Origin of the sequence: Burkholderia sp. Ed8, from assembly GCF_040761425.1 — a bacterium.
In the GTDB taxonomy this organism is placed as follows: Bacteria; Pseudomonadota; Gammaproteobacteria; order Burkholderiales; family Burkholderiaceae; genus Burkholderia; species Burkholderia seminalis.
Genome location: NZ_CP142886.1, coordinates 591,586 through 611,063, shown reverse-complemented (window position 1 = coordinate 611,063; position 19,478 = coordinate 591,586). Strand labels below are relative to the sequence as shown.

The 19,478-nt window shown below is 68.7% G+C and carries 16 protein-coding genes; 7 read left to right on the top strand and 9 right to left on the bottom strand.

Annotated elements, in window-relative coordinates; genetic code table 11:
- Nucleotides 1-31 precede the first annotated feature (31 nt).
- Nucleotides 32-427 (bottom strand): acyl-CoA thioesterase, encoded by a 396-nt coding sequence (locus VXM69_RS16755; protein ID WP_034189011.1) that lies wholly within the window; start codon nt 425-427, stop codon nt 32-34.
- 173 nt (nt 428-600) lie between these two features.
- Here VXM69_RS16755 and VXM69_RS16750 point away from each other — a divergent pair, with 173 nt between their 5' ends.
- Nucleotides 601-2,472 (top strand): ABC transporter ATP-binding protein/permease, encoded by a 1,872-nt coding sequence (locus tag VXM69_RS16750; RefSeq protein WP_034189012.1) that lies wholly within the window; start codon nt 601-603, stop codon nt 2,470-2,472.
- A 52-nt stretch (nt 2,473-2,524) separates the two neighbouring features.
- On the opposite strand, the gene murU is transcribed toward VXM69_RS16750, so the two are convergent.
- Both murU and VXM69_RS16740 read right to left on the bottom strand, forming a co-directional pair.
- The gene (murU, locus tag VXM69_RS16745) at nt 2,525-3,244 is read right to left on the bottom strand and encodes an N-acetylmuramate alpha-1-phosphate uridylyltransferase MurU (protein ID WP_367189929.1); all 720 of its coding nucleotides are present in this window, start codon (nt 3,242-3,244) and stop codon (nt 2,525-2,527) included.
- 22 nt (nt 3,245-3,266) lie between these two features.
- On the bottom strand, nt 3,267-4,316 hold the full coding sequence (locus VXM69_RS16740; RefSeq protein WP_059560502.1) for a phosphotransferase: 1,050 nt from the start codon (nt 4,314-4,316) through the stop codon (nt 3,267-3,269).
- Between the two features lie 223 nt (nt 4,317-4,539).
- Between VXM69_RS16740 and VXM69_RS16735 the strand changes: the two genes are divergently transcribed.
- From VXM69_RS16735 to rsmA, 4 genes are read left to right on the top strand one after another with little or no spacing between them, the layout of a single operon-like run.
- Nucleotides 4,540-6,900, top strand: a complete 2,361-nt coding sequence (locus tag VXM69_RS16735) for an LPS-assembly protein LptD (RefSeq protein WP_034189015.1) — start codon at nt 4,540-4,542, stop codon at nt 6,898-6,900.
- A 51-nt stretch (nt 6,901-6,951) separates the two neighbouring features.
- Entirely contained in the window at nt 6,952-8,310 is a 1,359-nt protein-coding gene (locus tag VXM69_RS16730; protein ID WP_124609661.1) for a peptidylprolyl isomerase, read from the top strand.
- A gap of 11 nt (nt 8,311-8,321) precedes the next feature.
- Entirely contained in the window at nt 8,322-9,311 is a 990-nt protein-coding gene (gene pdxA, locus VXM69_RS16725; protein ID WP_367189928.1) for a 4-hydroxythreonine-4-phosphate dehydrogenase PdxA, read from the top strand.
- A 44-nt stretch (nt 9,312-9,355) separates the two neighbouring features.
- Entirely contained in the window at nt 9,356-10,183 is an 828-nt protein-coding gene (gene rsmA, locus VXM69_RS16720; RefSeq protein WP_034189018.1) for a 16S rRNA (adenine(1518)-N(6)/adenine(1519)-N(6))-dimethyltransferase RsmA, read from the top strand.
- Between the two features lie 89 nt (nt 10,184-10,272).
- Here rsmA and VXM69_RS16715 read toward each other — a convergent pair whose 3' ends face one another.
- Nucleotides 10,273-11,208: a DMT family transporter gene (locus VXM69_RS16715; RefSeq protein ID WP_367189927.1), complete on the bottom strand. Its 936-nt coding sequence runs from the start codon at nt 11,206-11,208 to the stop codon at nt 10,273-10,275.
- A gap of 348 nt (nt 11,209-11,556) precedes the next feature.
- Between VXM69_RS16715 and gloA the strand changes: the two genes are divergently transcribed.
- The gene (gloA, locus tag VXM69_RS16710; protein WP_034189019.1) at nt 11,557-11,940 is read left to right on the top strand and encodes a lactoylglutathione lyase; all 384 of its coding nucleotides are present in this window, start codon (nt 11,557-11,559) and stop codon (nt 11,938-11,940) included.
- Nucleotides 11,941-12,048: 108 nt separating this feature from the next.
- Here gloA and VXM69_RS16705 read toward each other — a convergent pair whose 3' ends face one another.
- Genes VXM69_RS16705 through glyQ form a run of 5 tightly spaced genes read right to left on the bottom strand, consistent with a single transcriptional unit; the run spans nt 12,049 to nt 17,491 of the window.
- Nucleotides 12,049-12,936, bottom strand: coding sequence for a M48 family metallopeptidase (locus VXM69_RS16705; protein ID WP_367189925.1), 888 nt, complete (start codon nt 12,934-12,936; stop codon nt 12,049-12,051).
- A 46-nt stretch (nt 12,937-12,982) separates the two neighbouring features.
- Nucleotides 12,983-13,747 carry a lysophospholipid acyltransferase family protein gene (locus VXM69_RS16700; protein ID WP_367189924.1) on the bottom strand — a complete coding sequence of 255 codons (765 nt, stop codon included), beginning with the start codon at nt 13,745-13,747 and terminating at the stop codon, nt 12,983-12,985.
- A 43-nt stretch (nt 13,748-13,790) separates the two neighbouring features.
- Nucleotides 13,791-14,354: a D-glycero-beta-D-manno-heptose 1,7-bisphosphate 7-phosphatase gene (gmhB, locus tag VXM69_RS16695; protein ID WP_034189022.1), complete on the bottom strand. Its 564-nt coding sequence runs from the start codon at nt 14,352-14,354 to the stop codon at nt 13,791-13,793.
- Between the two features lie 10 nt (nt 14,355-14,364).
- Complete coding sequence (gene glyS, locus VXM69_RS16690; protein ID WP_124671108.1) at nt 14,365-16,464, bottom strand: glycine--tRNA ligase subunit beta; 2,100 nt, start codon at nt 16,462-16,464, stop codon at nt 14,365-14,367.
- Nucleotides 16,465-16,486: 22 nt separating this feature from the next.
- Entirely contained in the window at nt 16,487-17,491 is a 1,005-nt protein-coding gene (glyQ, locus tag VXM69_RS16685) for a glycine--tRNA ligase subunit alpha (RefSeq protein ID WP_006477868.1), read from the bottom strand.
- A gap of 321 nt (nt 17,492-17,812) precedes the next feature.
- Here glyQ and VXM69_RS16680 point away from each other — a divergent pair, with 321 nt between their 5' ends.
- Complete coding sequence (locus VXM69_RS16680; protein WP_367189923.1) at nt 17,813-19,468, top strand: hypothetical protein; 1,656 nt, start codon at nt 17,813-17,815, stop codon at nt 19,466-19,468.
- The last annotated feature ends 10 nt before the right edge of the window (nt 19,469-19,478 follow it).

Here is a 19,478-nt window from a genome sequence, read left to right as displayed (position 1 = left end):
CCGTGCGCCGCGCGGCCGCGGCGCGCGCCGGTCAGAGCGGCGGCAGTTGCCGCGGCTTGCGGTCCGTGCCGGTCGCGACGTACGTGAGCGTCGCTTCGGTGACCTTCACGACTTCGCCCATCAGGCGCATGCGCTGCGCGTACACCTCGACGTCGACCGTGATCGACGTGTTGCCGGTGCGCATGATGGTGGCGTAGAAGCTCAGCAGGTCGCCGACGAACACCGGCTGCTTGAACACGAACGAGTTGACCGCGACCGTCGCGACGCGGCCGTTCGCGCGCTGGCTCGCGGGGATCGAGCCGGCGATGTCGACCTGCGACATGATCCATCCGCCGAACACGTCGCCGTGGACGTTCGCGTCGTGCGGCTGCGGGACGACGCGCAGCGCGGGCTGCTTCTGCGGGAGTTCGAGGGTCGAATCGGTCATGGCGGGGGCTTTCATCCTGTAATAAATGGGCCGCCGCGCGCAGGCGGGCCGGCGAGGCCGCCGGCAGCGGCGCGAAGCGGCTTCTGCGACAATACAACGTTCGCAAATTGTACGAGAAAGCGCGCGAGCCGGCCGTCGAACCACGTGCCGTGCCTCGCCACAGAGACTCCCCCATGCGCCGATTTCCTGCTTCCGGCGAGCCCGCGCCGGCTTCGACCGGGCCTCGCAACGACTGGCAGACCATCCGGTCGCTGCTGCCGTACCTGGCCACCTACAAATGGCGCGTCGCGCTCGCGCTCGGCTGCCTGATCGGCGCGAAGGTCGCGAACCTCGGCGTGCCGATCGTGATGAAGCGCATCGTCGACCACCTGTCTTACGTGCAGCAGATCACCGCGCTCGGGCGCGCCGAGCAGTCGGCCGGCATCGTGCTCGCGGGCGGCGTCGGGCTGCTGGTCGTCGCGTATGCACTCGTGCGGCTGTCGACGTCGCTGTTCACCGAGCTGCGCGAGATCCTGTTTTCGAAGGTCACCGAAAGCGCGGTGCGCCAGCTCGCGCTGCAGGTGTTCCGGCACCTGCACGGGCTGTCGCTGCGGTTCCATCTCGAACGCCAGACGGGCGGCATGTCGCGCGACATCGAACGCGGCACGCGCGGCATCCAGCAACTCATTTCGTATTCGCTGTACAGCATCCTCCCGACGCTCGTCGAGGTCGGGCTCGTACTCGGCTTCTTCGTGGTCAAGTACGAGGCCTATTACGCGTACGTGACGTTCGCGGCGCTGGTCACGTACATCGTATTTACCGTGAAGGTCACCAACTGGCGCACGCATTTCCGCCGCACGATGAACGAACTCGATTCGCGCGCGAACTCGCGGGCGATCGATTCGCTGATCAACTACGAGACGGTGAAGTACTTCGGCAACGAGGAGTGGGAGGCGCAGCGCTACGACGAGAATCTCAAGCGCTACCGCAAGGCCGCGATCCGCTCGCAGAACTCGCTGTCGGTGCTGAACTTCGGCCAGCAGGCGATCATCGGCACCGGGCTGGTGTTCATCCTGTGGCGCGCGACGCAGGGCGTGCTCGCGGGCAAGCTGACGCTCGGCGATCTCGTGCTGATCAACACGTTCATGCTGCAGCTGTACATTCCGCTGAACTTCCTCGGGGTCGTGTATCGCGAGCTGAAGCAGAGCCTCACCGACATGGACCGGATGTTCGGGCTGTTGTCGGCCGCGAAGGAAGTGGCCGACCGGCCCGAGGCGCGGCCGCTCGCGGTGGCCGGCGCGCAGGTGCGCTTCGAGCACGTGAACTTCGCGTACGAGCCGGCGCGGCCGATCCTGCACGACGTGACGTTCACGATCGACGCGGGCACGACGACCGCGGTGGTCGGCCACAGCGGTTCGGGGAAATCGACGCTGTCGCGCCTGCTGTTCCGTTTCTACGATCTCGACCGCCAGGCGGGCGGCGCGATCCGGATCGACGGCCAGGACATCCGCGACGTCACGCAGGATTCGCTGCGCGCGTCGATCGGGATCGTGCCGCAGGACACCGTGCTGTTCAACGACTCGATCTACTACAACATCGCGTACGGCCGGCCGACCGCGACGCGCGACGAGGTGGTCGCGGCGGCGCGCGCCGCGCACATCCACGATTTCATCGAAAGCCTGCCGAAGGGCTATGACACGCCGGTCGGCGAGCGCGGGCTGAAGCTGTCAGGCGGCGAGAAGCAGCGCGTCGCGATCGCGCGCACGCTGCTGAAGGATCCGCCGGTGCTGCTGTTCGACGAGGCGACGTCGGCGCTCGATTCGCGCTCGGAGCGCGCGATCCAGCACGAACTCGACCAGATCGCGCGGCATCGCACGACGCTCGTGATCGCGCACCGGCTGTCGACGGTCGTGCACGCGCAGCAGATCCTCGTGATGGATCACGGCCGGATCGTCGAGCGCGGCACGCACGACGAACTGGTGCGCGCGGACGGGTTGTATGCGCAGATGTGGGCGCTGCAGCAGCAGCGCGCGGCGGCCGGCGGCGAGGAGGCCGAGGCCGTGTAACAACGGGCGGCGCTGCACGACGCGCTGTCGTGCGGGGCGGCCCGCCGTCCGGTCAGCCCGCAGCGCGCAGCCGCGCGTCGAGCTCGCCGAGCTGCGCGGGCGTGCCGACGTTCTCCCAGATACCTTCGTACAATTCGCCGGTCGCGCGGCCGGCTTCGATCGCCGCGCGGTAGTACGGCGTCAGCGCGCGCCGCGTGCCGGGCGGGAGATCGCGGAACATCCGCGTGTCGTACAGGCCGATGTTGCCGAATGTGACGCGCGCGGCGCCGTCGAGCGCGAGGCGGCCATCGCCGCCGAGCGCGAAATCGCCGGCCGGGTGGAACGGCGGGTTCGGCACCATCACGAGGTGCATCGCGGGCGTATCGAGCGTGGCCATCCGCGCGGCGTGCGGCGCGAGCGTCCGGTAGTCGAACGCGCAGTACACGTCGCCGCTGACCGCCGCGAACACGGCCGGCTGCCCGTCGCGCTCGATGAGCGGCAGCGCCTGCGCGATGCCGCCGGCCGTTTCCAGCGCGTCGCCCTCGGCGGAATACGCGAGCCGCACGCCCCAGCGCGAACCGTCGCCGAGCGCGGCTTCGATCTGCTCGCCGAGCCACGCGTGGTTGATCACGATCGTCTCGATGCCCGCGCGTGCGAGCGCCTCGATCTGCCACACGATCAGCGGCTTGCCGCCGGCTTCGAGCAGCGGTTTCGGGCGGGTGTCGGTCAGCGGGCGCATCCGTTCGCCGCGCCCGGCGGCGAAGATCATCGCCGTGGTCAGGGTAGTGCTCATGTTCGACTGGGCGTGAGGACGGTCAGAACGTATAGCCGACGTCGGCCGGCGCGTTGCCCTCGAGCTCGTCGAGCAGCTTCGCGAACGGCACGAGCGGGCGGTAGCGCAGCGCGACCTTGCGCGCATAGGTCAGGAAGCGCGGCAGGTCGTTCAGGTAGTGCGGCTTGCCGTCGCGGTAGTTGATGCGCGCGAACAGGCCGAGAACCTTGATGTGGCGCTGCAGCCCCATCCATTCGAGCTGGCGGTAGAACTCGCCGAAATCGGGATCGACCGGCAGGCCGGCCTTTTTCGCCTTTTCCCAGTAGTACGCGAAGCAGTCGAGCTCGAACTCCTCGTCCCAGCTGACGAACGCGTCGCGCAGCAGCGACACGACGTCGTACGTCAACGGCCCGTAGACGGCGTCCTGGAAGTCGAGCACCCCCGGATTCGGCTCGCAGACCATCAGGTTGCGCGGCATGAAATCGCGCAGCATGAAACCCTGCGGCTGCGCATGGGCGCTCGCGACCAGCAGCGCGAACGTGCGGTCGAGCGTGCCGCGCATCGCGTCGGTGACGGGCTTGCCGAGATGACGGCCGACGAACCATTCGGGCAGCAGCTCCATTTCGCGGCGCAGGAACGCTTCGTCGAACGGCGGCAGCACGTCGGGTTTCGACGTGAGCTGGAAGCGGATCAGCGCGTCGAGCGCGTCGCGCATCAGCGGCCGCGCGGCGACTGGGTCGGCCGGGTCGAGCACCGAGATGTACGACGTGCGGCCGAGGTCCGTCACGAGCATGAAGCCCGCGTCGAAATCGTGGGCCAGCACGTCCGGTACGTGGTCGCCGGCCGCGGCGAGCAGCTGCGCGACCTGGACGAATTCCCGGCACTTCTCGGGCGGCGGCGCGTCGACGGCGATCAGCGTGCCGCCGGGGCTCGCGGCCGAGGCGACACGGAAATAGCGGCGGAAACTGGCGTCCGACGACGCGGGCGCGAGGGTCGACAGGTCGAGGGCATAGCGCTCGGCGAGCGGTTGCAGCCACGCGGTCAGGGCGTCGAGGCGGGCGTCGGGCTGGGATGCGGCGGATGGGGGCGTCATGAAACTCGGCGGAGGGGGGAACGTCTTGCCATATAATACCCCACGACTTTTTTGACGCGCCCCGCGTCAGCTTCCGCCGTGCAGGCCCGCTGCCTGTCGCGCCGCCCGCCCGATCGCCTCCCCGGTTTGCGCTCAGCCGCAGTCGCGGTGCGACGGCGCGGCCCGCCGTGCGCGCATGTGCCGTGAAGGCGCGGTTGACAAGGGGCGATTCGCCAAACGATAGATGCCGCCCAAACCGCTATTCCCGAATGTTTTCCCCGGTGACGGGGCGCCGCGCAAACGGCGGCTCGCGCTCGCGCTCCTGGCCGTGCCCGGCCTCGTGCCGGCCGTGTCGTACGCGCAGCTGTCGGGTGCGGCCGCGCAGCCGCAGCCGCTCGACTCGCCGTGGGATCTGCGCCTCGCGCCCCAGCTCGAGGATCATCCGCTGAAGGACGGCGCGAAGCCGGCCGCCTTCGTGATCGCCGACCACACGAGCGGCACCGCCGAGCAGGACCTCGCCGCCAAGGGCTCCGCCGAGCTGCGGCGCGGCGACGCCGTCGTGAAGGCCGACGCGCTCCACTACGATCAGGATACCGACATGGCCGATGCGTACGGCCAGGTCAAGGTGATCAATGGCGGTACGTCGTTCGCGGGCCCCGAGGCGCACCTGAAGATCGAGGCGAACCAGGGCTTCATGACGGCGCCGAAGTACCACTTCAACATGACGGGCGGCTCGGGCAGCGCCGAGCGCGTCGACATGGTCGACAACGAGCGCTCGGTGTTCGTCAACGGCACCTACACCGCGTGCCAGTGCTCGACGAACCCCGCGTGGTACATCAAGGGCAGCCGCTTCGACTTCGACACGGGCGCCGACGAAGGCACCGCGCGCAACGGCGTGCTGTTCTTCCAGGGCGTGCCGATCTTCGCGAGCCCGTGGATGACGTTCCCGCTGTCGGGCGAGCGGCGCAGCGGCCTGCTGCCGCCGACGTTCTCGGTGAACTCGAGCAACGGCTTCGAGCTGACGCTGCCGTACTACTTCAACATCGCGCCGAACCGCGACCTGACGCTCACGCCGCGCATCATCTCGCGGCGCGGCGTGATGACCGAGGCGACGTTCCGCTACCTGTCGCCGTCGTATTCGGGCACCTTCACGGCCAACTACCTGCCGGACGACCGGCTCGAGCACCGCAACCGCTACGCGATCTACTGGCAGCACCAGCAGAACTTCGGCGGCGGTTTCGGCGGCTACGTCTACTACAACAAGGTCTCGGACAACACGTATCCCGAACAACTGGGTTCGATGAACCAGTTCATCAACGGGACGCAGACGTTGTACCAGCAGGAGGCGGGCCTCACGTACAACAACGGTCCGTGGTCGGTGCTCGCGCGCTACCAGCACTGGCAGACGCTGCCGCCGTCGATCGCGCCGTACAGCCGCGAGCCGCAGTTGAACGTGAAGTACACGAAGTACAACGTCGGCGGCTTCGACTTCGGCGCGGAAGCCGATTATTCGCGGTTCCGCATCACGACGGCCGACGCGACCGAAGGCGACCGCATCGTCTTCAACCCGTATATCGCGTACGGCGTGTACGGCCCCGGCTACTTCGTCGTGCCGAAGGTCCAGTATCACTTCGCGTCGTACGACCTGAACTACCTGTCGTCGACCACGCCGAACAACCCGAAGCGCTTCACCGAGTCGATCCCGACCGTGACCTTCGATTCGGGCCTGATCTTCGATCGTTCGGTGCGCCTGTTCGGCCAGGACTTCATCCAGACCCTCGAGCCGCGCCTGTACTACGTGTACACGCCGTATCGCAACCAGTCGAACGCGCCGCTGTTCGACACCGCGGAATCGGATTTCGGCCTCGCGGAGATCTACCAGCCGAACACGTTCGTCGGCAACGACCGGATCGCCGACGCGAACCGGATCACGGCCGGCCTGACGTCGCGCTTCATCGATCCGCGCACCGGCGACGAGCGCGCGCGTTTCGTGATCGCGCAGCAGTACTACTTCGCCGATCAGCGCGTCACGCTGAACCCCGGGCAGAGCGCCGTGCTGGCGCGCCATTCGGACCTGATCGTCGGCGCCGCGCTGAAGCTCGGCTCGGGCTTCATGTCGGAGACGGCGTTCCAGTACAACCAGAACAACAACCAGCTCGTGAAGTCGAGCGTCGGTTTCGGCTACAGCCCGGGCGAGCGCCGCGTGATCAACGTCGGCTATCGCTACACGCGCACGAACACCACGCTCGACAACCAGCCGATCAACCAGTTCCTGGTGTCCGCGCAATGGCCGCTCACGCGCCGCCTGTATGCGATCGGCCGCTTCAACTACGATCTGGCCGGCGATCGCGTGGTCGACGGTCTGGTCGGCTTACAATACGACGCGGATTGCTGGGCGCTCGGGGTCGGGGTGCAACGGGCGGCGAACGGCATCAATTCGTCGGGACAGCAGAACTCGTCGACGCGATTCATGATGCAGCTGACGCTCAAGGGCCTGTCGACCGTCGACAACGGCCTCGTGTCGGCATTCCGCGCCGGGGTACCGGGCTACACGCCGCTGCCGCCGCCGCCGCCGCCGATGTCCCGCTTCAGCAACTACGAGTAACGCCGGCTTGTCTGCACCGGTCAGCACGATTTCAATGGAGTTTCAGTGGCAATGAAGAAAAACCTTCGTTTCGCGGCAGTCGTGTCCAGCCTCGCCGCGTCCGCCGCGCTGCTCGCCGCCGCGCCGGCCGCGGCGCAGGCGCTCGGTTCGCAAGGTGCGCAGCTCGCCGACGAAGTCGTCGCGGTCGTCAACAACGACGTGATCACGGGCCGCGAACTCGACCAGCGTGCCGGCCTGATCGCCCGCCGGCTGCAGCAGCAGAACGCGCCCGTGCCGCCGACCGACCAGCTGCGCGCGCAGGTGCTGAACCAGATGGTGCTCGAGCGTATCCAGGTGCAGAAGGCGAAGGATGATGGCATCCGCATCGACGACGCGACCGTGCAGTCCACGCTGCAGCGTCTCGCGCAGGCGAACGGGATGACGCTCGACCAGTACCGCGCACGTCTCGAGGCGCAAGGCGTGCCCTGGAGCATCTTCACGAGCGATGCACGCACCGAGCTGATGCTGTCGAAGCTGCGCGAGCGCGAGGTCGACGGCAAGATCACCGTGTCGGACGCCGAAGTCGCGAACTACATCGCGAGCCAGCGTGGGCCGAACGCGTCGCAGCAGCAGGACCTGCGCTTCCAGCACATCTTCATCAAGGCGCCGACCAACGCGCCGCAGGCCGACATCGAGGCCGCGCAGAAGAAGGCCGAGGCGCTGCTGCAGCAGGCGAAGTCGGGCGCCGACTTCGAGCGCCTCGCGAAGAACAACTCGGAAGCGAACGACGCGAAGAAGGGCGGCGACCTCGGCTTCAAGGCGCCGAGCGCGCTGCCGGCCGACGTCGTCGACGCCGCCTCGAAGCTGCGCCCGGGCCAGGTCAACCCGACGCTGATCCGCGTGCCGGACGGCTTCGAGATCGTGCGTCTCGTCGACCGCCGCCAGAGCCAGGGTGCGACCGCCGCCGCGCCGAAGATCGTCCAGACGCACGTGCGCCACATCCTGCTGCGCGTCGGTGAAGGCAAGTCGGAAGGCCAGGCGCGCCAGCAACTGGTCGACATCCGCAACCAGATCGAGGCCGGCGGCGATTTCGCGAAGTTCGCGCGCACCTACTCGCAGGACGGTTCGGCGTCGCAGGGCGGCGATCTCGGCTGGATCAGCCCGGGCGAGACCGTGCCGGAATTCGAGCGGGCGATGAACAGCCTGCAGGACGGCCAGGTCAGCCAGCCGATCCGCACCGAGTACGGTTACCACCTGATCCAGGTGCTGAACCGCCGCGAAGCGGAAGGGTCGGTGCAGCAGCAAATGGACATCGCCCGCCAGGCGATCGGCCAGCGCAAGGCCGAGCAGGCCTACGCCGACTGGCTGCGCGAACTGCGCGATTCGTCGTACGTTCAGTACAAGATCGGCGGCGTCGCCCCGGCGAACTGAGCGAGCTTCGGATGACCACGCCCGCGCTGCAGATCGCGATCACGACCGGCGAACCCGCGGGGGTCGGCCCGGAGCTGACCGTGCAGGCGCTGCGTGACGCCGCGCAGCGCTGGCCCGACGCGCATTTCACCGTGCTCGGCGATGCGGCGCTGCTCGACGCGCGTGCGGCGTCAGTCGGCGCCGAGCGCACCGTGCTGGCCGGCGGCGCACCGGTATCGGTCGCGCACCACGCGCTGGCCGTTCCCGCGCGGGCAGGTACGCTGGACGCGGCGAACGGCCGGTACGTGCTCGGGCTGCTCGACGCGGCGATCGACGGCGCGCTGGCCGGCCGGTACGACGCGATCGTGACCGCGCCGCTGCAGAAGAGCACGATCAACGATGCGGGCGTGCCGTTTACCGGCCATACCGAATACCTGGCGGAGCGCACGCATACGCCGCGCGTCGTGATGATGCTGGCGGGCACCGGCGACAAGCCGCTGCGCGTCGCGCTCGCGACGACGCACCTGCCGCTGAAGGATGTGTCCGCCGCGCTGACGATCGACGGTCTCGTCGAGACGCTCGCGATCATCGACCGCGACCTGCGGCGCGACTTCGGCCTCGCCGCGCCGCGCATCCTCGTGACGGGCCTGAACCCGCACGCGGGCGAGAACGGTTATCTCGGCCGCGAGGAGATCGACGTGATCGCGCCGGCGCTGGCCCGTGCGAACGCGCTGCGCATCGACGCGCGCGGCCCGTATCCGGCCGACACGCTGTTCCAGCCGCGCCATCTGGCCGATGCCGATTGCGTGCTCGCGATGTTCCATGACCAGGGCCTGCCCGTGCTGAAGTATGCGACCTTCGGCGAGGGCATCAACGTGACGCTCGGGCTGCCGATCATCCGTACGTCGGTCGATCACGGTACCGCGCTCGATCTGGCCGGCACGGGTCGCGCCGATCCGGGCAGCATGATCGCCGCGCTCGATACGGCCGTCACGATGGCGCGCCATCGCCGCGCGGCCTGACGCGGCCTCACCTCTTTCGTCGTATTTTTCGTCTTACTCAGTCGATGTCGAACAGCAGACAGCATCAAGGCCATTTCGCGCGCAAGCGCTTCGGGCAGAACTTCCTCGTCGATCACGGCGTGATCGATTCGATCGTGGCGACGATCGGCCCCGCGCGCGGCCAGCGCATGGTCGAGATCGGCCCCGGGCTCGGCGCGCTGACCGAGCCGCTGATCGAGCGCCTTGCGACGCCCGAGTCGCCGCTGCACGCGGTCGAGCTCGACCGCGACCTGATCGGCCGCCTGCAGCAGCGCTTCGGCGCGCTGCTCGAGCTGCATGCGGGCGACGCGCTCGCGTTCGACTTCCGTTCGCTGGCGGCGCCCGGCGACCAGCCGTCGCTGCGCATCGTCGGCAACCTGCCGTACAACATTTCCAGCCCGCTGCTGTTCCACCTGATGACGTTCGCCGATGCGGTCATCGACCAGCATTTCATGCTGCAGAACGAAGTCGTCGAACGGATGGTCGCGGAGCCCGGCACGAAGGCGTTCTCGCGCCTGTCGGTGATGCTGCAGTACCGCTACGTGATGGAAAAGATGCTCGACGTGCCGCCGGAATCGTTCCAGCCGCCGCCGAAGGTCGATTCGGCGATCGTCCGGATGATTCCGTACGAGCCGCACGAACTGCCGGACGTCGATCCCGTGCTGCTCGGCGAAATCGTCACCGCCGCGTTCTCGCAGCGCCGCAAGATGCTGCGCAACACGCTCGGCGACTATCGCCAGACGATCGATTTCGATGCGCTCGGTTTCGATCTCGCGCGTCGTGCCGAGGACGTGAGCGTGGCCGAATACGTCGGCGTCGCGCAGGCGCTCGCGGCAGTGCGCAAGGCCGGCTGACGCGCGGCGCGCGAAGCCGGACCGCAGGTGACGAAAGGGCTGCCCGTCGGGCAGCCCTTTTCATTGCACGCGTGTATGTGGCCGGTCGCCTACGGCCGCCTGCGCGGCGGCGCGTTGACGAGCGCGATGCCGGCCAGCACGAGCGCGGCCGCGGACATGAAGCGCCAGCCGACCGACTCGCCGAGCAGCAGCACGCCGAACGCGACGCCGAACAGCGGCGACAGGAACGTGAAGACGGACAGCCGCGACGCACTGTAGCGCGTCAGCAGCCAGAACCACGACAGGTAGCTGACGAACGCGACGATCACCGACTGGTACGCGAGGCTCGCCACCGCGATCGGCGTCACGTGCGCGAACGACACCTGGCCGAACAGCGCGGCGAGCGCGACCAGCACGACCGCCGACACCGCGAGCTGGTAGAACAGCGTCTTGCTCGCGCTCGCCCGCGCGAGCGCCGTCGAGCGCACGACGACCGTCGTCGCGGCCCACATCGCGCCGCCGAGAATCCCGAGCGCGTCGCCGGCCAGCCCGGCCAGCACCGAAGCGCCGGGCGCGCGCGGCGTCAGGAAGCCGTCCGCGAACGCGAGCGCGATGCCGGCGAACGCGAGGCCGACGCCGGCCCATTGCGTGCGCTGCAGCCGCTCGCCCGGTGCGAACAGGTGCAGGCCGAGCGCGGTGAAGCACGGCGCCGTGTACAGGAAGATCGCCATGTGCGATGCGCTCGTCAGCGTGAGCCCGAAGAACACGCAGATGAATTCGCCGGCGAACAGCGCACCGGCCGCGAGGCCCGCGCCGAACGTGCCGTCGGCCCGGAACAGCGGTGTGCCGCGCGCGCGGGCCCAGCCCCACAGAAGCGCGGCGGCGATCACCGAGCGCAGCCCGGCCTGGAACATCGGCGCGATCGCGGCGTTCGTGTACTTGATCGCGACCTGCTGGAAACCCCAGATCGCGCACAGCAGCAACATCAGGCCGGTGGCGCGCAGGTCGAGCGCGCGGCGCACGGGGGCGGCGGCGAGTGGGGTCATCGGCGCGCCTCGCTCGATCGGGACGGCGGCAGCGAGGCCGGGCGGGCGGCGCGTCGGGCGCGCTCGAATTGGCGGTTTCGCAAGGCAGTGTGGCGTCAGGGAAGGGTGGGTGGTCGCGTTCGGGTGGTGCGTGGCATGCCCGCTTTTGGTGCGAAGTGGAGGGATGTTACCCGATCGGCACGATCGACGGGGCGAGCCGGACCGTGCCGTTTTCCGCCATTGCGCGCGTGCCCCGATGCGCGGTATCGGCCGCCCGGTCTAGGCGCCCCCGGCTAGGCGCCCCCGGCGAGTTTCACCCGACTCTGGTAGAGTTTCCGGTTCTGGAAAGTCCCCACAGGAGTACAAGACATGCGTTTGCTGCATACGATGCTGCGAGTCGGCGATCTCGACCGCTCGATCAAGTTCTACACCGAATTGCTCGGCATGAAGCTGCTGCGTCGCGAGGATTATCCGGAAGGCAAGTTCACGCTTGCGTTCGTCGGCTACGAAGACGAACGCACCGGCACCGTGATCGAGCTGACCCACAACTGGGATACGCCGTCCTACGATCTCGGCAACGGCTTCGGCCACCTGGCCGTGGCGGTCGAGGATGCGTACGCCGCGTGCGAGAAGATCAAGGCGCAAGGCGGCAAGGTCACGCGCGAAGCAGGCCCGATGAAGCACGGCACGACCGTGATCGCGTTCGTCGAGGATCCGGACGGCTACAAGATCGAGTTCATCCAGAAGAAGTAAGCGCCGGACGAACGGGCCGCCGCGTGCGATGCGCATGGCGGCAAAAAGGGCGATGCGGGGTGACCCGCATCGCCCTTTTGCATCGACGGCGCTGCCGCGCGCGTCATGTCAAAGCGACGGCAGCAGCTCGGGCGGGTGGTGCTTGAGCGTGTGCCGCGCTTCGCGGAACTCGGGGAAGATCGATTCGACGGTCTGCCAGAAGGCCGGGCTGTGGTTCATCTCGCGCAGGTGCGACAGCTCGTGCGCGACGACGTAGTCGATGATCGACATCGGGAAATGGATCAGCCGCCAGTTCAGGCGGATCTTGCCGTCGCTCGAGCAGCTGCCCCAGCGCGTCGCGGCCGACGACAGCGCGTACATCGAATACGTGACGCCGAGTTTTTCCGCGTAGACCGGCAGGCGTTCGCCGAAGATGCGTTTCGCCTCGCCCTGCAGCCAGCCCTGCACGCGATCCTTGATCTGCTGCATGTCGGCCTGCACGGGCAGTGGCAGCGACAGCCGCAGCGCATCGGCGTCGAATGCGACGGCGCCCGCGCCGAGCGCGATCGTCACCGTCTTGCCGAGATACGGCAGCTGCGCGCCGTCGCGCCAGTCGATCTGCGGCAGCGCGCGCTGTTCGGTGCGCGTCTTCCACTCCGCGAGCTTCGCGAAGATCCAGCGCTGCTTCTCCGAGATCGCCGCTTCGATGTCGGCGAGCGTGACCCAGCGCGGCGCGGTGATCGACAGCCCGCTGCCGTCGATCGTGAAGCCGATCGTACGGCGTGCCGACCGCTTCAGCCGGTATTCGAGCACGCGGCTGTCGAGCGCGAACGTGCGCACGCGCGAGCGGTCGGGTGCCACGCCCGGAGCGGGCGGGGCGGTGGGAGCGGCTTCAGGCGGCGCCGGCGGCGTGGCGGGCGCCGACGGTGCGGCGGCCGGCCCGTCGAAGAGCGGCAGATCCATCTGGCGATGATCGAGGGCCACGACGGCAGGCCGTGGCCGCGGACGCTGTTTCATCAGTTCGCTTCTTTTTGTCGTACGCAACGGCTGCAATCCGGGGGCTTCAGGCACGCGCGGCATCGCGCGTGCCGGCATTGCCCGCCTGGCGATAGGAATCGGGATCGATGCGGCGCATTTCCGCTTCGATCCATGCTTCGACCTGCGAGTTCAATGCATCGGGCGTCAACCCGTCGCTGGTGATCGGCTTGCCGATCGACACGGTGACGATACCCGGAAATTTCGTGAACGAGTTGCGCGGCCAGACCCGACCTGCATTGTGCGCGATCGGCACGACCGGCGTGCCGGTTTCGATCGCGAAGCGTGCGCCGCCCGTCTTGTACTTGCCCTGCTTGCCGACCGGCGTGCGCGTGCCTTCGGGGAACATGATCATCCAGGCGCCTTCCGACAGGCGCTTCTTGCCCTGGCGGATCACCGACGCGAACGCGTTCTTGCCTTCCTTGCGGTTGATGTTGACCATGTGCAACATGCCGAGCGCCCAGCCGAAGAACGGCACGTACAGCAGCTCGCGCTTGAACACGTAGCAGAGCGGCTTCGGCATCAGCGCCGGAAACGCGAGCGTCTCCCACGCCGACTGATGCTTCGACAGCAGCACGGCCGGGCCGGCGGGCAGGTTTTCCATCCCCTCGATCCGGTAGCGGATGCCGTTCAGCCAGCGCACGACCCACAGGGTCGACTTGCACCAGCCGGCGGCCATCCAGTAGCGCGCGTCGGGGCGCATGAACGGGAACGCGATGAAGCACGCGGTGGCGTACGGCACCGTATACAGGATGAAGTAGATCAGCAGCAGCAGGGAGCGGACGAAGCGCATCGGCGTGAGTCTGGTGTGAGGGAGGATGCGCGCGGCGGCCGCATCACTCGTGTTCGTGTGAAAGGAAGTCGAGCGCGAACGCGCGCAGGTCGTCATGGACCTTCGTGCCGGGCGGCAGGTTGCCCGCGGCGAGCGTCTTCTTGCCCTTGCCGGTCAGCACGAGGTGCGGCTGGAAGCCGACCGCGACGCCGGCCTGCAGGTCGCGCAGCGAATCGCCGACGACCGGCGTGTGACCGGGATCGATCTCGAAGCGCTCGGCGACCATCTGCATCATGCCGGGTTTCGGCTTGCGGCAGTCGCAGTGATCCTCGGCCGTGTGCGGGCAGAAGAACACCGCGTCGATGCGCGCGCCAACCGCGGCCGCCGCGCGATGCATCTTCAGGTGCATCTCGTTGAGCGCGGCCATGTCGAACAGCCCGCGACCGATGCCGGACTGGTTGGTCGCGACGACCACGCGATACCCCGCGTGGTTGAGCCGGGCGATCGCCTCGAGGCTGCCGGGCAGCGCGATCCATTCGTCGGGCGTCTTGATGAACGCATCCGAATCGACGTTGATCACGCCGTCGCGGTCGAGGACGACGAGCTTTCGGTTGGGGCTGATCGGCATCGTGCGGCCCTTATGCGGCGAGCTTCGAGATGTCGGCGACGCAGTTCATCTGCTGGTGCAGCGCGGACAGCAGCGCGAGACGGTTGGCTCGCAGTGCCGGATCTTCCGCATTGACCATCACGTCGTTGAAGAACGTGTCGACCGGCGCGCGCAGCGCGGCGAGCGCCGACAGCGCGCCCGTGTACGCGCGCGCCTCGAGCTGCGACTGCACGTGCGGCGTGACGGCCGCGAGCTGTTCGTGCAGCGCCTTCTCGGCGGCCTCGACGAGCAGCGCCGGCTGCACCGTGCCGTTCGCGCCGCCTTCCGACTTCTTCAGGATGTTCGAGATCCGCTTGTTCGCGGCCGCGAGCGCTTCGGCTTCCGCGAGGCGCGTGAATTCGCGCACCGCGTCGAGGCGCGCGACGAGATCGTCGACGCGCGTCGGGTTCAGGCTCAGCACCGCGTCGATTTCGCCGGCCGAATAACCGCGCTCGCGCAGCAGGCCGCGCAGGCGATCCATGAAGAACGCGAGGATCGCGTCGGTCGATTCGGCGACGCCCGGCACGCCTTCGAAGCGCGCGTGGGCCGTGCGCAGCAGCGACACGAGATCGAGCGGCAGCTGCTTCTCGAGCAGCAGGCGCAGCACGCCGAGCGCGTGGCGGCGCAGCGCGAACGGGTCCTTCTCGCCGGTCGGCGCGAGGCCGATGCCCCAGATGCCGACGATCGTCTCGAGCTTGTCGGCCAGCGCGACGGCCGTCGACACGGGCGTGGTCGGCAGCGCGTCGCCGGAGAAGCGCGGCTGGTAGTGCTCGGCGCACGCGAGCGCGACGTCGTCGGCTTCGCCGTCGTGGCGCGCGTAGTACGTGCCCATCGTGCCCTGCAGTTCGGGGAACTCGCCGACCATGTCGGTCAGCAGGTCGGCCTTCGCGAGGCGCGCGGCGCGCTTCGCGTGCGCGGCGTCGGCGCCGATCGCGGGCGCGATCTCGCCGGCCAGCGCCTCGAGGCGCTCGACGCGCGCGAGCGCCGAGCCGAGCTTGTTGTGATACACGACGTTCGCGAGTTGCGGCACGCGGTCGGCGAGCGGCTTCTTCTTGTCCTGCTCGAAGAAGAACTTCGCGTCGGCGAGGCGCGGGCGCACGACGCGCTCGTTGCCTTCGATGATCTCGCCCGGCGTCTTCGTCTCGATGTTCGACACGATCAGGAAGCGCGAGCGCAGCTTGCCGGCGACGTCGGTCAGCGCGAAATACTTCTGGTTCGTCTGCATCGTGAGGATCAGGCATTCCTGCGGAACCTGCAGGAATTCGTCCTCGAAGCGGCACGGGTAGACGACCGGCCATTCGACCAGCGACGTCACTTCGTCGAGCAGCGATTCGGGCATCACGACGGTATCGCCGTTCGCGTGTTCGTTCAGTTGCGTGCGGATCGTTTCGCGGCGATCGGCGAAGTGCGCGATCACGCGGCCCTTGTCGCGCAGCGTGTCGGCGTACGCGCGCGCATGCTGGATCGCGACGAGGCCATCGGACAGGAAGCGGTGGCCGAGCGTGGTGTCGCCGGCATCGACGCCGAACGCGGTGACGGGCACGATGCGGTCGTCGTGCAGCACGGTCAGGCGATGGACCGGGCGCACGAACTTCACGTCGGAGCCGTCCGGGCGCTGGTACGTCATGAACTTCGGGATCGGCAGCTTCGCGAGCGCTTCGTCGAGCGCGGCCTGCAGGCCGTCGGCGAGCGTCGCGCCGGCCGCAGAGTAGTTGATGAAGAACGCTTCGGCCTTGCCGTCCTGCGCGCGCTCGAGATCGGCGATCGACAGGTTCGGGTGGCCGAGCGCCGCGAGCTTCTTCGCGAGCGGCGCCGTCGGCTTGCCTTCGGCGTCGAGTGCGACCGACACCGGCAGGACTTTTTCGCGGACCTGCTTGTCAGGCGCGACGGCGCGTACGTTCTGCACGACGACGGCGAGGCGGCGCGGCGTGGCGTAGCGTTCGAACACGAGTTCGCCTTCGACGAGGTCGCGCGCCGCGAGGCGTTGCGCGAGACCTTCCGCGAATGCGTCGCCGAGGCGCGCGAGGGCCTTCGGCGGCAGCTCTTCGGTCAGCAGTTCGACGAGCAGGGGGGCGGGATGATTGTGCGTCATGGTTGGAATGATTCTCGTCTCGTCAGTCCTGATCGATCTTGCGTTCGACCTTGAGCGGCGGCGCCCATGCCGGCTGCGCGGCGTCCTGGGCGTCGGTGGTGAGGCCCGGCACGCCCGGCGGGTTGCCGAGCATCGGGAAGCCGAGCTTCTCGCGCGAGTCGTAGTAAGCCTGCGCGACGAGACGCGACAGTGCGCGGATGCGGCCGATGTACGCCGCGCGCTCGGTGACCGAGATCGCGCCGCGGGCGTCGAGCAGGTTGAACGTGTGGCCGGCCTTCAGCACGAGCTCGTACGCGGGCAGCGCGAGCTGCGCGTCGATCATCTTCTTCGCTTCCGCTTCGTAGCTGTTGAAGAACGTGAACAGCAGGTCGACGTTCGCGTGCTCGAAGTTGTAGGTCGACTGCTCGACCTCGTTCTGGTGGTACACGTCGCCATACGACAGGCGGCGCAGCTCGGGGCCGTTCGGGCCCTGCTCTTCCCACTCGGTCCACACGAGGTCGTACACGTTCTCGACCTTCTGCAGGTACATCGCGAGGCGTTCGAGGCCGTACGTGATCTCGCCGAGCACCGGCTTGCATTCGAGGCCGCCGACTTCCTGGAAATACGTGAACTGCGTGACTTCCATCCCGTTCAGCCACACTTCCCAGCCGAGCCCCCACGCGCCGAGCGTCGGGTTTTCCCAGTCGTCCTCGACGAAGCGCACGTCGTTCTGCTTCAGGTCGAAGCCGAGCGCTTCGAGCGAGCCGAGGTACAGGTCGAGGATGTTTTCCGGCGCCGGCTTGAGCACGACCTGGTACTGGTAGTAGTGCTGCAGGCGGTTCGGGTTCTCGCCGTAGCGGCCGTCCTTCGGGCGGCGCGACGGCTGCACGTACGCGGCGCGCCACGGCTCGGGGCCGACCGCGCGCAGGAACGTGTGGACGTGCGACGTGCCCGCGCCGACTTCCATGTCGATGGGCTGGAGCAGGGCGCAACCCTGCTTGTCCCAGTAGGACTGCAGCGTCAGGATGATTTGCTGAAACGTAAGCATGAAGAGCCTTCGTGGCGCTGGCGCTCCGTTGCGGGCGGCGCTCCGGGCGGGGCCCGGAGGGTCGGCTCGCGCGGCGGCGCGGCTTGTTAGTGTGCTGAAACGCGTAATTTTACCGGATCGGCGAGCGGATGCGGCCGGAACGCGGGCGAGGCCGCCGCCGGCGCGCTTCCGGAAGGGCCGCACGAGCGGGCGGCGCGGTCCGTGCGGCCGCCCGCGGGGTTGTCGCGACGCGCATGCCGTGCCGCTTCGCGCGGGCGTTAAGATGCGCATATTGCGGCGCGCGCCACGCGTGCCGCGTCACCGCTTGCCGACGCCGATCGCATGGACGACCCGACCGACCTCCTCATTCCGCTGCTTCCGCCGCTGCTCGCGCTGCTCGGCCAGGCCGCCGACGCGCAAGCGCGCGGCGAGCGCGCCGCGCACGATCTGTGGCTCGCCGCTGCCGCCCATCTGCACGCGGTCGACGCCGATGCGCTCGCGCAGCTCACGACGACGCTCGTCGCGCGGCAGCGCACGGCCGATGCACTCGCGCTCGCCGAATGCGCGGCGCGCGTGCGGCCGGGCGCGACCGCGTACTTCAATCACGGTTACGCGCTGCAGATGGCCGACCGCCACGCGGATGCCGTCGCGCCGTACCGCGCGGCGCTGGCGATCGATGCGGGCCGGCCGTCGTTGCGCAACAACCTTGCGATCGCGCTGCGGTTGTCGGGCGGCGACCGCGCGGAGGAGATCGCGCTGCTCGACGCGGCCGTGAAGCACGATCCGCAAGACGTGCAGGCGTGGATCAATCTGGTCGTCGCGCGGATCGCGGCGCACGACCTCGACGGCGCGCTCGCGTGCGCCGCGCGGCTGGACGACCTCGCGCCCGGCAACGCGCTCGCGATGAACAACGTCGCGATGGCGATGAAGGAGGCGCAACGCTGGGACGATGCCGAGCGTTACGCGGCGCGTGCATGCGAGCTGGCGCCCGACGACGCGTCGTTCCGTTTCAACCTCGCGATCATCCAGCTCGTGCGCGGCAACTACGCGGCCGGCTGGCGCGGCCACGAGGCGCGCTGGGACGGCGCGGGCGAACTGCGCGGCCGCCGGCCGGCGCTGCCGGGCCCGCGCTGGCAGGGCGAGCCGCTGGCGGGCAAGACGCTGCTGGTATGGGGCGAACAGGGGCTCGGCGACGTGCTGCAGTTCTGCCGCTACGTCGCGCCGCTCGCCGAGCGCGTGCATCGCGAAGGCGGCCGGCTCGCGTGGAATACGTTCCCGCAGGTCGGCACGCTGATGCAGCGCAGTCTTGGCGCGCACGTGGACGTATTCGGTGCGGGCGGCGGCGTCGACGCGCTGCCGGCATTCGATTACGAGGTGCCGCTGATCGGCCTGCCGCTGATGCTCGGCATGGAGAACGAGACGCTCGGATCGTCGGTGCCTTACCTGCGGGCCGATCCGCACGCGCGCGATGCGTGGCGCGCGCGGCTTGCGGGCGAGCGCCGGCTGAAGGTCGGGCTCGTGTGGACGGGCAGCGCGGGCCACCAGCGCAACCCGTTCCGGCGCGTCGGGCTCGAGCGCTATGCGGACGCGTTTCGCGGGATCGACGGCGTCGCGTTTTATTCGCTGCAGCCGGGCGCGTACGCGGATGTCGCGGCGGCGCGCGCGGCCGGTTTCTCGATCGAGGATTTCACGGCGGAGCTGACGAGCTTCGACGATACGGCCGCATTCATCGGCGCGCTGGATCTGGTGATGACCGTGTGCACGTCGGTCGCGCACCTGGCGGGCGCGCTCGGGGCGCGCACGTGGGTGCTGCTCGACGTGAATCCGCACTGGCCGTGGATGCTCGAACGCACGGACAGCCCGTGGTATCCGAGCGCGACGTTGTACCGGCAGCCGGCGTTCGACGCGTGGCAGCCGGTGATGGAGGCGGTGAGTCGCGACCTGCGCAGCCTCGCCGCGCAGCCGGATCGACCGGGTCAGCCGGCCCGGCAGGCCTGAACGGCCGGCT

What these genes read in the sequence shown, in the direction of transcription:
- VXM69_RS16700 (WP_367189924.1), bottom strand. Translation starts at nt 13,747, where the DNA reads ATGCGCTTCGTCCGCTCCCTGCTGCTGCTGATCTACTTCATCCTGTAT.
- pdxA (WP_367189928.1), top strand. Translation starts at nt 8,322, where the DNA reads ATGACCACGCCCGCGCTGCAGATCGCGATCACGACCGGCGAACCCGCG.
- gmhB (WP_034189022.1), bottom strand. Translation starts at nt 14,354, where the DNA reads ATGCCGATCAGCCCCAACCGAAAGCTCGTCGTCCTCGACCGCGACGGC.
- rsmA (WP_034189018.1), top strand. Translation starts at nt 9,356, where the DNA reads ATGTCGAACAGCAGACAGCATCAAGGCCATTTCGCGCGCAAGCGCTTC.
- VXM69_RS16740 (WP_059560502.1), bottom strand. Translation starts at nt 4,316, where the DNA reads ATGACGCCCCCATCCGCCGCATCCCAGCCCGACGCCCGCCTCGACGCC.
- glyS (WP_124671108.1), bottom strand. Translation starts at nt 16,464, where the DNA reads ATGACGCACAATCATCCCGCCCCCCTGCTCGTCGAACTGCTGACCGAA.
- glyQ (WP_006477868.1), bottom strand. Translation starts at nt 17,491, where the DNA reads ATGCTTACGTTTCAGCAAATCATCCTGACGCTGCAGTCCTACTGGGAC.
- gloA (WP_034189019.1), top strand. Translation starts at nt 11,557, where the DNA reads ATGCGTTTGCTGCATACGATGCTGCGAGTCGGCGATCTCGACCGCTCG.
- VXM69_RS16735 (WP_034189015.1), top strand. Translation starts at nt 4,540, where the DNA reads ATGCCGCCCAAACCGCTATTCCCGAATGTTTTCCCCGGTGACGGGGCG.
- VXM69_RS16715 (WP_367189927.1), bottom strand. Translation starts at nt 11,208, where the DNA reads ATGACCCCACTCGCCGCCGCCCCCGTGCGCCGCGCGCTCGACCTGCGC.
- VXM69_RS16730 (WP_124609661.1), top strand. Translation starts at nt 6,952, where the DNA reads ATGAAGAAAAACCTTCGTTTCGCGGCAGTCGTGTCCAGCCTCGCCGCG.
- VXM69_RS16750 (WP_034189012.1), top strand. Translation starts at nt 601, where the DNA reads ATGCGCCGATTTCCTGCTTCCGGCGAGCCCGCGCCGGCTTCGACCGGG.
- VXM69_RS16755 (WP_034189011.1), bottom strand. Translation starts at nt 427, where the DNA reads ATGACCGATTCGACCCTCGAACTCCCGCAGAAGCAGCCCGCGCTGCGC.
- murU (WP_367189929.1), bottom strand. Translation starts at nt 3,244, where the DNA reads ATGAGCACTACCCTGACCACGGCGATGATCTTCGCCGCCGGGCGCGGC.
- VXM69_RS16705 (WP_367189925.1), bottom strand. Translation starts at nt 12,936, where the DNA reads ATGAAACAGCGTCCGCGGCCACGGCCTGCCGTCGTGGCCCTCGATCAT.
- VXM69_RS16680 (WP_367189923.1), top strand. Translation starts at nt 17,813, where the DNA reads ATGGACGACCCGACCGACCTCCTCATTCCGCTGCTTCCGCCGCTGCTC.